This is a genomic window from Marinifilum breve (assembly GCF_003202155.1).
Classification (GTDB): domain Bacteria; phylum Bacteroidota; class Bacteroidia; order Bacteroidales; family Marinifilaceae; genus Marinifilum; species Marinifilum breve.
The window spans coordinates 83,597-97,321 of record NZ_QFLI01000010.1; the positions used below are offsets into that span (position 1 = coordinate 83,597).

Sequence of the window (13,725 nt, forward strand, 5' to 3'; positions counted from 1 at the left end):
ATAATGAGATAAGAAGTATTATTTATAATATTATATAGTCTAGGTGGATAATGATTACCTTAATTTAACCTTAGATTTATTCAGGAAGAGTTCCTTAATAAGAAAGGCTGCCGCTCCTATATATAGGATTGTATTAATGACAGTATAAAATTTCATCCAATAGCTTCTGTAATCTGGAACATCAATAAAAAATTGAGCTACTTGTGAAATTAATCCAATACAAAAGAATACCAGGAAAGTTACTTTGGCCCATTTTTTTCCTAAATGAATTTTGTAGGCAATAAAGAAAGTTAGAGAGACTGAAATTAACCATATAAATGAGGTTAAGAATCCACTACCTCTTTGAAAATATGGCTGATTGTTAAATGTTTGAAATGTTGCTGGAATACTAATAATACTAATAAGAATTGTTGCATATAATAGCCATGCACTAATTCTTGAACCATTAGAAATATTTAAAGGTATTCTTAGTTTCTTCTCAATGTTAATAATGACTGATTTTATACCTTCTAGCGATGAGAAATCAAACTGTGATGTATCTGCAATATTGGAAAGATTGAACTGTTGACTTTTTTGATAGTCACTCATGATTTTTCCTCCATCTACAGGACAGAATGTGTGGGAATTGTCATACTCTTTACCACACTTGATGCAATGACGCACAAATGCTGTTTCGGGTAGTATCTGCTCTCCATCATTTTTACAAAATTTTGTTGCATTGTCATATTCAGTTTTGCATACTGGACAATAGTATTTTAAATTATCATCTTGTTTTTTACCGCATTCCTGGCAAAAAATTGCAGTTGCCAGGTTAGAGTTCCCGCAATGAGGACAGTTTTTTAGATTGGTCATAGTAAAGGGTTTATATGTTTTCGTATGGAGTTGTTTCTGAAATCATATCCTTGCTTTCCACGTTGTCTGAAAAATTATTTTTACAAAAAGTAACCCAACTCTGATATAGAGATAAAGCCTTTTGAGCACTAATGTGGCTTTGAGAGTGTTTGAGTTGCTTGTTTGCTGGAGGGGATATTTTTAATGCAGTAAGTGGAATTTGAAATTCCTTTGAATCTGTTACTCTTATTGCATTTAAAAGTACTCCAAATCCACTATCTAATTTTATGGTATCAAAGGATTCAAACTTGAAAGTATCATTATTGTCAGGAATTTCAATGCTATTTTCATAGTTCAGAAGTTCTAAATTGTTAAAGGCTTCTACAATATCCCATTTCAAATATGATATTCCAGTAAATAGAGTCTTATTATTGAATTTTTCACTTAAATATTCTTTAAACGCAAGCAGGTTTTGTTTATTCATGCTTAAATCCGAGTTGCCGAGAATACCTGAATACTTTTTATAGTTATTGGTGTCCTTAACTTTACTAATAGCATTTAAAAAAAGAATAAACATTACGAATGCTCCTAAGCCTTTAAGAAAATATATCAGTTTAATAGTTCCCAAATTATCAGAGAAATAGGATAGATTGTTTATAGTATTATAACCTGAAACGACAATGCTGATTGTTGAGATAAAATAGCAGATTGCAATTGTATAAAGAGCCCATAGCCTATAATGATATGCAGCAAAACTTAAAATGAGAGGTACAACTAAGACTGCTGTTAATGCTAGCTTGTCTTCAATATCTCTAAGGCCGATCAAACCAGAAATAAGAAGAATTACTGTAAATATGATTGATATAATTGCTATTACCCTAACATACTTAGGATATTGTATGCTGCTTTTAGTTTTTTTTATTGCAATATTCTCTGCAGTAGAGGAATTAATGAATAACTCTATGCCACATGAGGAGCAGAACTTAGGACTGTTTAATAACTCGGATCCACAATTAGTGCAAAACTTTTGATTGTTCATTGCCAGGATAGTTTAAAGGTTACAGTCTCGCCATTAATTGGCATTTTCCGTTTTCCAGTCCACTTTTTATAGCCTGAACTTGTAACTTTAACCACGTAACATTTATCTGCATTGTAAAGTATTGTTTTTGGACCTGAGCAATATTTGGATTTAACATCCGAGGTCTTTTTTTCACCATCTTCCATATATTCCACATAATAGTAATAGGTGAAATCAATATTTTCTTTAGTTCTTACGTCAATAACTTTAATTCCAAATTCGTGTTTGAAGCTGTTGTTGTATTTCCTAATGTCTTCTCTGAATTCTTCGGTTTCATCTTCGTTTGATGGGTCTTCAACATCGCAAGATTGAAATGTTAATGCTGACATTGAAACAAATAACATTAAATAAAATAGAAAGTGAAGTTTTTTCATAATGATGTAAATTAGATTTGGTTTATGTAATTATAGTGTAAAGAAAATACCATGTGAAAAAAGATAGAATAGCACTTAGTGCTAAATCTTTAGTTTAATACATTCTGTTTGTGTAACCCGATGTGCTGTATAACATCACACAAATCAAAATGTAGGGAGATGTTAAAAATAAAGGGGAGAAAGCTGTTTTGTATTATGCTTTGTAATGTGAGCAGTTATATAAATGCTACAAAAGCATTTACTCATGCTCATTTTTGGTTATATTCGATAGTCATAAAAAAAGATTCTAACAATACGAACCAAAACTATCCCACTACATGAATGTTGTTGTTGTTGAGGATCATTCTGTTCTTTTACATGGGTTAACCGACATATTAGAGAACAAATTAGATGATCCATTTATTAAAGGATTTTGCACTCCTGCAAAAGCCGAATTGGAAACCAATTGGACAGAGGTAGATCTGTTAATCACCGATCTTGAATTTAAGAATGACGAGAGCGGTTTAGATTTGTCAAAGCGTTTAAGAGAACGATTTCCCAAACTTAGAATTATTGCTTATTCTACTCACAAGATCTTTTCTATTCTTAACGAGTTAAAAAAGAATGGTTTCAACTCCTATGTTTGCAAAGAAATGCCTGTGAAAGAATTGTTGCTAAGTATAGATAAGGTAATGCAACAATCTTCAAAAGTATTTTACGAGAGCAATTCTTACAAAAGCTTTATGCATGAACGTAAAGTTGTTGAGAAAAAAGTGTTTACCTCAAATTATGAACGAAATGTTTCCCTTACTCCAACAGAGAAGTTGGTGTGTAAGAAGATATCTGAAAACCCTCAAGTTGCAAACATAGATCTGGCCATTGATTTGAAAATGGAACTCAATACATTAAAGAAACACATTACCAGTATTTATAAGAAGTTGGGCGTGAAGAGTAAGGAGGGGATCTTTTTGTATGCTAACCAATCAATTGACTGTAATAATTAATTATCTATGAAAAAATTTATAATCATATTTTTATCTATCATGCTTCTATTTTCTTGTAATGAAGGTAAAGAAGAAGAAAGTAAGAAGTCAGTAGAATATTTTAATAAGGCTAAAAAAGTAGCTTCAACTAGTATTGATTCTTGTTTATATTATCTTGAAAAAGCAATAGAATACACTAAGGAAGAGGGTGATAGTCTGTTTAGGTTGAAGTTAGGATATCACAAAGGAAAAACGATAGCTGATATTGATTATAGAAAATCAAATAAAATCTATAAAGACTTACTTCCTGCTTCCAAAGAATTAAAAGAAGTTAATATTGAATGTAATATACTCACAAATATAGGTGCGAATTATTGTTATAATGGAGAAATTGATTCCAGTGAGTTCTATTTTAATAAGGCATTGGAATTAAAAAAACAGGTCAATAATAAGGCTACAATCAACCGACTTAATTTTTTTCTTGGAACTCTTTATTTAGGGAAGAACGAATATCAGAAAGCTATTAATTTCTATAGTAAGGTTGAAGAATATGCAGATAGTATTGGTCATCAGGGAATGATTATGTCTTGCCAATCCAATTTTGCAATTTGTTATGAACGATTAGGCAATATGAACAAATCAGCAGAATGTGGCCTTTTTGTTTTGAGTCACTATGAGGAAAATAATTATCCAATAGAAAAAATAGCTCTCATTAGATCGAATTTATTTAATGCTTTAAATTCTACGCTTAACGATCAGGAAATTCTTGAATTTACAAATGAGACTCTAAAAATAAGTAAGGAATCGAAATCAGCCAGAGTTCTTTGCATGGCTTATCAGAGGTCAGCAATTGTAAATCATGAAAGATTAAAAAACTTTGAATTAGCATTAGAATATTATAAGAAAGCGGAAAGTTATGCCTATGAAGGAGGATTAAAGCATGAAATTGCTGCATTGGTAAGTAACCAGGGAAGTGTTTATCTTGATATGAAACAATATCAAAAATCACTTGACCTTATTAATAAAGCTTTGGAAATATCTATTAAAAATAAAGACAATAGGCGCATAAGTTTGAATTATAATTTGAAAGCTGAAATATTGATGGAGCAAAACAAATATAAAGCAGCAGAGAAGTATTTAATATTGGCTTTAGGTTATGGTTCTAATTTGGAAAGGAAAAAGATCACTTATGAAAACTTAGTGGAAGTATATAAACACCTAAAGAGACATAAAGTCCTAGCAGAAACTTTTGAAAGTCTAAGAGAGGTTAATAATAAAATTCAAAAAGAAAACAAAGATCAAGTTATTCAAAACCTTAAGTCAAAATACGAAACCGAAAAGAAAGAACAACAAATTCAACTGTTAGAAGCAAACAATCAAAACCAAAAGTTGAGTTTAGAAAAGGCAGAACAAGAAAGAAAAATGATGTTTGCCGGACTGGGCTTGTTGGTTTTACTAGTTGTTCCTGTTGGCTTTTATGCCCGTCAGCGCAATCAAAATAAGGTGTTAGAGGCTCGCATAAACAGTGAGAACAAGGAGTGTACCCGCATCGCAAAAGAGTTGCACGATAGTGTCTCGGGAAGCTTAACTACCATTCGTTACCTATTGGAATCGGGAACAGAAGGCAACAGTTTGGTAGAGAATATCGAATCGGTAAGCAAAGAAGTGAGAGGGATATCTCATAAATTGAACATGAGTGCTTTGGCCAACCAAGGCATCAAGGAAGCCGTTTACGATGCTTTAATGCTGAACCAATTTCCCAAAGACATTCAGCTTGCCATCAACATGCCGGAAGGATTTGAAGTAAAAGATTTTGAGGTGAAGATCAATTTTATTAGAATTCTCCAGGAGTTGGTGCAGAACACCATTAAATATGCCGAAGCAAGTAGTGTAGAAATTAGTTTCGAGCAAGAAAAGCAAAGCATAGTACTCACTTACCAGGACAACGGAAAGGGCTGCGACATGGAGCAAATTTCCCTTGGCAATGGCCTACGAAATATTAAAGATCGAGTGAAATATATTAAAGGTACACTAGAATTCGATAGTCAGCCTGATAATGGTTTCTATTGCTGTATAAAAATATAGTTATCCTTATCCTTTTGTAGGATATGTATTAGGATAGGTTTCAAAAGTAAAATCCCCACTTCCCAATAAAGTGAGGATTTACTTTCATTTATTACCTTATAGCACTTTGACTCAACAACTGCATACACTTTGAGTCGACAACTGCATACACTTTGACACTCAAAGTGTATGTACTCAAACACTCAGTAGGCTGCTTTTAACTGATGGTCAATGAAAACTTACTTGTAGTTTCTTTAATTCCTTTGGTTGTATATGCTCCAAATGTACTTTGTGTTTTTATTCTAATTCTATACTTACCAGCAGTCAGATCAGGAACTAAACCAACGATTTTCTTCTGTCCGTTGTCAGCTATCTGTGCTACCATTGTTTCACTGCCATCTTCTGCCACAAAGAAAAGACCTATGCTAGCATCTTCACCCGCTATTTTTAGGCGCTTGCCATGAATTTCGAATAAGCTATTTGGAGTAAGTTTATCGTTTTTACTTTGGGTAGCAATATCGATAAAGCTTGTAATTGCAGGATCGGTTTGTACACTGTCTACTTTTGTTAACTCAATTTGCTCAATGGCTTTCTTAACTTGTATTCCATTGCTAAGATTTACATTAATTTGATGCTTTTCAGGATCGAATAAATCTGTATCATCTTCGAATACACCAGTGATGGAGTAACCAAGGTTAAAGATGGGAAGATTGATGTTCTCGCCACGCTGAATGCATTCTTCTACAATTTGGAAAAAAGCTGTGAAAACAGCGGCAATATCTGTTTTACTGATTACACTTCTTTTCTCCAACATCAAACGAATGATTCCGTCTAAATCGTGAGATTCTTTGGTTAAAACGCGAGCTGCATAATTAAAATCTTCGGTTAGTTGGTTTTCCTTCAAATAATAATTCATCTCTATTGTTTTTTTGGTTCAACAAATGTGTTATCGAATACAGAAATAAAATTATGTCATGATATTGTGCTGGTCAATAGCTGTTTTTAACTATTTTTATAAGAGAAGACTACGCACATTATAATGTTACTGCAATGACTGATGATTTTGTTGATAGGGTATTGCAATATTACCATGAGTATGAAATAAGCGAAGGTGATATTGATTTAAATAAACGAAAGGAGTATCAAGAAATATTTAATACGATTGACCCAATAAGTCAATGTTTTTTTCTGATTAAAGATTACCATAGCAACAACTGTTTGTTTATTTCGGAGCGATTGAAATCCAAGTTCAAGATCGATTCCTACTCTACAGAAGTTATTTTGCAAAACTTCCAGATCCACCCCGATGATCGTATGATTATCGATTCCATACAACGAGCCAGAAAATACATATATCAGCAGAGAATAGAAGAGAGAAAGGATTACAAGTTGGTCAACAACTTTAGAATTTGCAGTGAGGCGAATCAGTGTTTTCGTAATGATGTACAGCATTCAGTATTGGAGATGGATCAGCAGGGTAATTTTTGGTTAGGATTAAGGATAATCCATCTAGATCCCGACCAGGAAAGTGATAGGCCTGCTAGCTCTTTTCTGCAGCATGTATATCGCAACGAGATTATATATTCCATATATGGAGATACCGAAAGCGGTTGCATATCGCGAAGGGAGAGAGAAGTTCTCGAATTGATATCGGAAGGCTATGTGAGCAAAGAAATTGCCCAGAAACTCTTCATCAGCGAGTTTACCGTAAACAACCACAGAAAAAGCATCCTACGAAAGCTGAATGCCAACAATGCCTCAGAGGCCATTAAAAAGGCGGTAAAGGTGGGGATAATTCGATAGTGCGTATTGGGGAGACGCATTTCAAAAATAGACCCCAAACCCCTAAAGGGGCTTAATTGGTGCAGGGCTTGAAGTCCCCTTTAGAGCCTGTCCCGAGAATCGGGAGGATTTAGGGGTAAAAGTCGTAGAAGGTGCACATAGGTTACTTTTGAGACAGCCTATTTAGAGGAATCTACAAAGAATCCAGTAAGTTTAAGAGTGATTAAGATAATTCTATTAAGTAATGAGTATTAGTGATCAGGTTACAATGTTCTATAATGCAAAGCCTCATATTTTTGAAAAGGCAAAATCGCTTCGACAAAATATGACGGAAGCAGAATTGAAATTGTGGGATCATTTGAAGGGGAAAAAGATACAAGGTTTGCGATTTAGAGCACAACACCCTATCGATATCTTTATTGTGGATTTTTATTGTCATTCTATAAAGTTGGTAGTTGAATTAGATGGAGGCATACACTTGTCTACGGAGCAAAAAGAGTATGATATTGGTAGAGAGGCAGAAATTAATCATTGGGGCATTAAAGTCATTCGTTTTACAAATGACGAAGTAGCAGCAGACATAAATAAGGTTGTTCTTACCATTAATGAGTTTTGTACTAAGCGAATAAAGGAATTAAATACCCCAAACCCTAAAGGGGCTTAATTGGTTCAGGGCTTGAAGTTCCCCTATAGGGGATTTAGGGGTGATCGAGAGGAATTTGTGCATTTACCTTTCAACATTTGAGCGGTATTCTCATGGAAATTCTTACATATTATGCGTTGCTTACATACCCCAAACCCCTAAAGGGGCTTAATTGATGCAGGGGTTCAAGTCCCCTTTAGGGGATTTAGGAGGAGATTTAGATAGAATGTACAGCTCCCTCAATACTTTAGGATGACTGCAAAATCTGGTCATCCTGAACGAAGTGAAGGATCTCTATCCAAGAATGAGATCCCTCGGTTTCTTGGGATGACAACAATCAAGTCCACAAAAAAATCCCCATCCAAGTATAGGATGAGGATTCTCAATATCTAAAGAAGTAAAAGCTTATTTTACTTCGCTCATTGCTTCACTTACGTTGATACAATAGTCACCTATTTTTTCACATTCGCAGAACATGTCGTTGTAGATGATACCTGCTTGAATCTTGTACTTGTTCTCCTCAACACTGATTAAGTGTTCAGCTTTTAGAGCCGTTCTATAATCGTTGATTTCACGCTCAATTTCCCATGCTTTTTTCACATTAATTTCAGAGAAATCTTTGGTAGTATTGTCAAGCATCATATCCAAGGCATTGTCAATCAAATCGAACATCTTGTTGATATTGTCTCTCAATTCCTGAGGGAACCAAGCTTTTTGTTCACGCTTGCGCTTCATGGCTTTGGCCAGGTTTAATGCTGAATCACCAACACTTTCAATATCACTCACCATTTTAAAGTAAGCTCTTACTCGTTCTGAGTTCTCTTTGCTCAAGCGAGTTTCCGAAACTGAAGTCAGGAAGTTTGCAATTTCTACCTCCATGTCGTCACTTTCGTCTTCACGCTGATTGATCTTATCGAATAGTTTGTTGAAAGACTTATCGTTGGTTTCGTTAAAAGCCTGTTTTGCGTAACCGAACATCTTTTTCGTACTCTTGGCATAGGTGCTAATTTCTTTTTTAGCAAGGAATAGGTTTGCTTCAGGAGTAGATAAAGTTCCGGTTTTAATGTGTTGTAGTTTAAATTCTTCTTCAACATCTTCGCGAACAGGAACCAATGTAGTTACTACTTTCACAATGAATTTGGCAAACCAGATCATCACCAATACATTCAGGATATTAAAACCAGTATGGAATAATGATAAAGTTACTGGTACAGCTGCGGCATCGGTAAATGCATCGCCTTGTCCAAAGAAGTTTTGACTAACCCAGGCTGTTGCATCTAAGAAATAAGGCAATACTATTAGCATCCAGATCACACCAATCGAGTTAAAGATAAGGTGGGCACGAGCAGCACGTTTTGCAGATGTATTGGCAATCATAGCTGCAAGGTTCGCAGTAATGGTTGTACCAATGTTTTCACCCAATACCATTGCAGCTGCAATTTCGAAACTAATCCATCCCGAATTACACATTACCAATGTAAGTGCCATGGTAGCCGATGAAGATTGAATTAAAATGGTTAGCAATGTACCAATACCCATAAACAATAGGGTAGTGGCAAAGCCCATATCGGTATAATTAGTCAGGAATGTAAGGATTTCCGGGTTGTTCTTGATATCTGGCATTGATGTTTTCAAGAACTGTAGGCCAATAAATAATAAAGCGAATCCCATGATCAACTCACCCCAATTCTTCTTACCACGATTTTGTGAAAATAAGAATGGAAGTCCCAAACCAATTAAAGGTAGTGAGATGGCACTCATGCTTACTTTAAACCCAAGAATCGAGATCAACCATGCGGTTACGGTAGTACCAATGTTGGCACCCATAATCACACCAACCGATTCAACTAGTGAAAGCAATCCTGCATTCACAAAACTTACTACCATTACTGTAGTTGCCGATGATGATTGAATTAAAGCTGTAATCAGAATTCCGGTGAACACACCTTTTACTCTGTTTGAGGTCATAGCAGCAAGAATCGATCTCATTTTATCTCCAGCTACTTTTTGAAGAGCCTCACTCATTAGTTTCATTCCGTAAAGGAATAATCCGAGAGAACCAATAAGCCTTAAAATATCGGCTAATCCATAATCCATAATAGACTAATTTTGTTTGTATTCAATTTGTTAGTTTGATAAGGTGGGCAAAAATAGGATATTTTACATGTAAAGCAAATGTTAAGAAAAAGAAAATTTAAGGTTAAGAGATTAATTAGATTCGTTCGATTTAAGGATTTTTAACGTATAGATATTGTGCAGTAAATCAGTAAAATATAGGAGTAAATTAAATGTTAGAGCAAGCAATTTGATGATCCACTTAACGATAATTAAGCAGGAAGTTGAGTAAAATGATAATGTTTTACAATTAATTATTTAAATGTCAGAAGGTTTGGTGCTTTTTCCTTAATTTTATGTCATTGCCTTAATCAATAATGATAAAGAAGGCTGGAAGCAACTTTGGATCTTTTGAAAAGATGATTTTAAGTCGTATTTTCGCCGAACTCTAAAAGAAACAGGGAAATAAATAGAATAGTATGTGGAATAGGATTGCAGGATTAATTCTGAGAAATAGGATTTTACTTTTGGTGGTAGTTGGGCTTATAACATCATTTATGGCTTATAAGGCTCAATTTGTTGAGATGTCCTATACCTATGCGAATTTACTTCCCGATGATGATCCGGCATCGATAGAGTACGAGCGATTTAGAAATACTTTTGGACAGGAAGGTAACCAGATGTTCTTTGCCGTGCAAGATCCTGATTTTTATGAGTTGGAGAAATTCAACGATTGGATTGCTCTTGGCGATAGCCTTAAATCATTGGATGGAATCGATGCAGTTGTATCCATTGCCCATACCTGGAACATCAACAAAAATAAAAAGCAGAAACGTTTCGAATTCGGAACCATATTTCCAAATAAGGTAAAAACGCAAGCCGAACTGGATAGTTTAGCTGCAATTGCAGAAGCTTTACCATTCTATCATGGAATCTTAATCAACAAAGAAAGCAATACCTATTTAATGGGGATTACGGTTAATGCAAAAATCATTAACTCAAAAGCCCGTGAGCCAATGGTAGCCAAAGTTCGTGAAATTACCGATGCTTTTACCGAGAAGTACGGTTTGAACATGAAGTATTCAGGTTTGCCATACATTCGAGTGGTAACCGCTCAAATGATTAAGGGTGAGATGAACATGTTTATCTACCTTTCGCTTTTGGTAACCGCTGTAATTTTATTCATGTTCTTCCGATCGTTCAAAGTAGTGTTTTTCTGTATGCTGGTGGTTGGTCTAAGTGTAATTTGGGCAGTAGGTTCCATGGTGCTGTTCGACTACAAAATTACCTTGCTTACTGCGATGCTTCCACCACTTTTGGTGGTAATTGGAATTCCAAACTCGGTCTTCCTGATTAATAAGTATCATGGAGAGTACATTCGTCACAACAACAAAATTAAGGCATTGCAAAGGGTAGTTGCCAAAATTGGTAATGCAACCTTTCTTACCAATCTTACAACGGCATCAGGGTTTGCTACATTCATTGTGACTTCAAGTCAGATTTTAAAAGAGTTTGGTGTTATTGCTGCTTTAAATATCATGGTAGTATTTGTTCTGTCGCTACTATTGATTCCTATTATTTTTAGCTTTTTGGCTCCGCCAGATCAAAAGGCTACCAAGCACCTTGATAATAAGATGACTGTTTGGTTTGTTGGTAGATTAGAGAAGATTGTATTGGGCCATAGAAGCTTGGTATATGCTGTTGCCATTACGCTTTTGGTTCTTGGAGGATATGGCATTAGCAAAATGAAGAGTACAGGTTACATGGTAGATGACCTGCCACATGATAATGAAATTTATCAGGACCTTAAGTTCTTCGAAAACAATATGGATGGTATCATGCCTTTAGAGGTGATGATAGAAACCAAGAAAAAAGCTGGAGTACTAAAAACTTCTACTTTAAGACGTTTAAATAAACTAAATGATTCTTTACGAGCTTACCCTGAAATATCAGGATCTGTATCGGTAGTAGAAGCTGCAAAGTTTGCCAACCAGGCTTATTTTAACGGAAAAGAGAAATACTATAAACTACCAAGTAACCAGACTAAGGATATTATTCTTTCCTACTTGGCAAAGGCCGAAACTGGTGCCGATTCCAAAGTATTGGAAACTTTTGTTGATTCTACTCAATCTGTTACCAGAATGAGTTTTAGAATGAAAGATATTGGAACTACCAGGATGGCCGAAATGGAAAAAACCATCTTGGGACATGTAAATGAAATTTTCCCTACAGACAAATACACAGTGCATGTAACCGGATCGAGCATTGTCTTTTTTAAGGGAACTCAATACTTGATCAAAAACTTATTTTTGAGTTTGGCCTTGGCAATTTTCTTGATAGCCTCTTTCATGGCCTGGATGTTTTCATCCAAAAGGATGGTTATGGTAGCGTTAATACCAAACCTGTTGCCATTGATCGTTACAGCAGCTCTAATGGGCTATTTTGGCATTCCTATTAAAGCATCTACCATATTGGTATTTAGTATTGCCTTTGGTATTTCGGTAGACGATACCATTCACTATCTTGCAAAGTATCGTCAGGAACTAAAAGCAACCAATTGGAGCATTCGTTCATCGGTTGTTTTGGCTCTTCGTGAGACAGGCCAAAGTATGATGTATACATCCATTATTCTTTTCTTTGGATTTGGAATTTTTGCATTGTCTGAGTTTGGTGGAACCGTATCATTAGGCGTTTTGGTATCTCTTACCTTGCTTTCTGCTATGCTTTCGAATTTGGTCTTGCTGCCATCTTTGCTGTTAACTCTTGAAAAAGCAATTACCAACCGATCGTTTAAAGAACCTCTTCTTCAAATTTTTGATGAAGAAGAAGATATTGAATTGGATGATCTTCGAATTGCAGTAATTGAAAATAAAGAAGAGGAAAAAGAATCTGCTGCGAGCTAATTTTTTATATTTTAGTGAGCTGTAAAAATTACACACTAAACTTATAGCTCACATGTATAGTTTCAAAGAACTCCAGGATATAGTGCAGAAAGAAATTGATGGACTGGAGTTTTCTACACCCCCAGAAGGATTGTTCGAACCCATGAAGTACATTCTTGGGATTGGTGGCAAGCGCCTTCGTCCGATTTTGGTATTGCTTAGTGCCAATTTATTTAAAGAAGATTTAAAGAAAATTTATCTACCAGCCATTGGAATAGAGGTATTTCACAATTTTACCCTATTGCACGATGACGTAATGGATAATGCACCAATTCGTAGAAGCAAGGCTACGGTTCACGAAAAGTGGAACAGTAATGTTGCCATTCTTTCCGGTGATGCCATGTCTATCAAGGCATACCAATACATTGTAAGTTGTGAAGATCGCCATTTGCGTGATGTTCTTACCGTGTTTAACCAAACGGCTCTTGAGGTTTGTGAAGGGCAGCAGTTCGATATGGAATTCGAGGATAGAGGCGATGTTCAGATCGATGAGTATTTGGAAATGATTCGCTTGAAAACAGCTGTACTTTTGGGAGGAAGCTTAAAAATGGGAGCGGTAATGGGCGATGCTGATGCTAAAGATGCTGACTTACTTTATCACTTTGGAGTAAATCTGGGCATGGCTTTCCAATTGCAAGATGATTATCTGGATGTTTTTGGTGATGAAGAAGTATTTGGTAAGAAGATTGGTGGAGATATTCTTTGTAACAAAAAGACTTTTTTGTTGATAAAAGCGTTTGAATTGGCAAAAGGTGATGATAAAAAGGAATTGGAAGAATGGATTTCAGCCAAAGATTTTAATGCAGAAGAAAAAATTACTGCAGTTAGGTCTATATATGAAAAACTGAAGGTGAAAGATCAATCGCAAGCGAAGATCGATGAGTATTTTAGCCTTTGTTTAGAGTATTTGGATAAGGTGAATGTTCCAGCCGAAAAGAAAAAAGAATTGTACACTTTGGTGAAGAAATTAGTAAATCGTTCCGTTTAAGTGTGT

The 13,725-nt window shown here is 35.2% G+C and carries 11 protein-coding genes; 6 read left to right on the forward strand and 5 right to left on the reverse strand.

What is annotated here, in order from left to right:
- Window positions 1–54: 54 nt before the first annotated feature.
- Genes DF185_RS18640 through DF185_RS18650 form a run of 3 tightly spaced genes read right to left on the reverse strand, consistent with a single transcriptional unit; the run spans window position 55 to window position 2,283 of the window.
- Entirely contained in the window at window positions 55–852 is a 798-nt protein-coding gene (locus tag DF185_RS18640; protein ID WP_110362456.1) for a zinc ribbon domain-containing protein, read from the reverse strand.
- A gap of 10 nt (window positions 853–862) precedes the next feature.
- Window positions 863–1,870 carry a zinc ribbon domain-containing protein gene (locus DF185_RS18645; protein ID WP_110362458.1) on the reverse strand — a complete coding sequence of 336 codons (1,008 nt, stop codon included), beginning with the start codon at window positions 1,868–1,870 and terminating at the stop codon, window positions 863–865.
- On the reverse strand, window positions 1,867–2,283 hold the full coding sequence (locus tag DF185_RS18650; RefSeq protein WP_133250084.1) for a hypothetical protein: 417 nt from the start codon (window positions 2,281–2,283) through the stop codon (window positions 1,867–1,869). Before DF185_RS18650 ends, DF185_RS18645 begins: the two co-directional genes overlap by 4 nt.
- 317 nt (window positions 2,284–2,600) lie before the next feature.
- Between DF185_RS18650 and DF185_RS18655 the strand changes: the two genes are divergently transcribed.
- Window positions 2,601–3,266 (forward strand): DNA-binding response regulator, encoded by a 666-nt coding sequence (locus DF185_RS18655; RefSeq protein ID WP_110362462.1) that lies wholly within the window; start codon window positions 2,601–2,603, stop codon window positions 3,264–3,266.
- Between the two features lie 6 nt (window positions 3,267–3,272).
- A complete protein-coding gene (locus DF185_RS18660; RefSeq protein ID WP_110362464.1) occupies window positions 3,273–5,330 on the forward strand; it encodes an ATP-binding protein in 2,058 nt (685 codons plus the stop codon).
- A gap of 196 nt (window positions 5,331–5,526) precedes the next feature.
- Here DF185_RS18660 and DF185_RS18665 read toward each other — a convergent pair whose 3' ends face one another.
- Window positions 5,527–6,225, reverse strand: coding sequence for a DNA-binding domain-containing protein (locus tag DF185_RS18665; protein WP_110362466.1), 699 nt, complete (start codon window positions 6,223–6,225; stop codon window positions 5,527–5,529).
- 134 nt (window positions 6,226–6,359) lie between these two features.
- On the opposite strand from DF185_RS18665, the gene DF185_RS18670 reads away from it, so the two are divergent.
- Window positions 6,360–7,112, forward strand: a complete 753-nt coding sequence (locus DF185_RS18670; RefSeq protein WP_110362468.1) for a helix-turn-helix domain-containing protein — start codon at window positions 6,360–6,362, stop codon at window positions 7,110–7,112.
- Between the two features lie 223 nt (window positions 7,113–7,335).
- A complete protein-coding gene (locus DF185_RS18675; RefSeq protein ID WP_110362470.1) occupies window positions 7,336–7,755 on the forward strand; it encodes an endonuclease domain-containing protein in 420 nt (139 codons plus the stop codon).
- Window positions 7,756–8,139: 384 nt separating this feature from the next.
- On the opposite strand, the gene DF185_RS18680 is transcribed toward DF185_RS18675, so the two are convergent.
- Window positions 8,140–9,831 carry a Na/Pi cotransporter family protein gene (locus DF185_RS18680; protein ID WP_110362472.1) on the reverse strand — a complete coding sequence of 564 codons (1,692 nt, stop codon included), beginning with the start codon at window positions 9,829–9,831 and terminating at the stop codon, window positions 8,140–8,142.
- Window positions 9,832–10,268: 437 nt separating this feature from the next.
- On the opposite strand from DF185_RS18680, the gene DF185_RS18685 reads away from it, so the two are divergent.
- Window positions 10,269–12,692, forward strand: coding sequence for an efflux RND transporter permease subunit (locus DF185_RS18685; RefSeq protein ID WP_110362474.1), 2,424 nt, complete (start codon window positions 10,269–10,271; stop codon window positions 12,690–12,692).
- 52 nt (window positions 12,693–12,744) lie between these two features.
- A complete protein-coding gene (locus tag DF185_RS18690; RefSeq protein WP_110362476.1) occupies window positions 12,745–13,719 on the forward strand; it encodes a polyprenyl synthetase family protein in 975 nt (324 codons plus the stop codon).
- Window positions 13,720–13,725 lie beyond the last annotated feature (6 nt).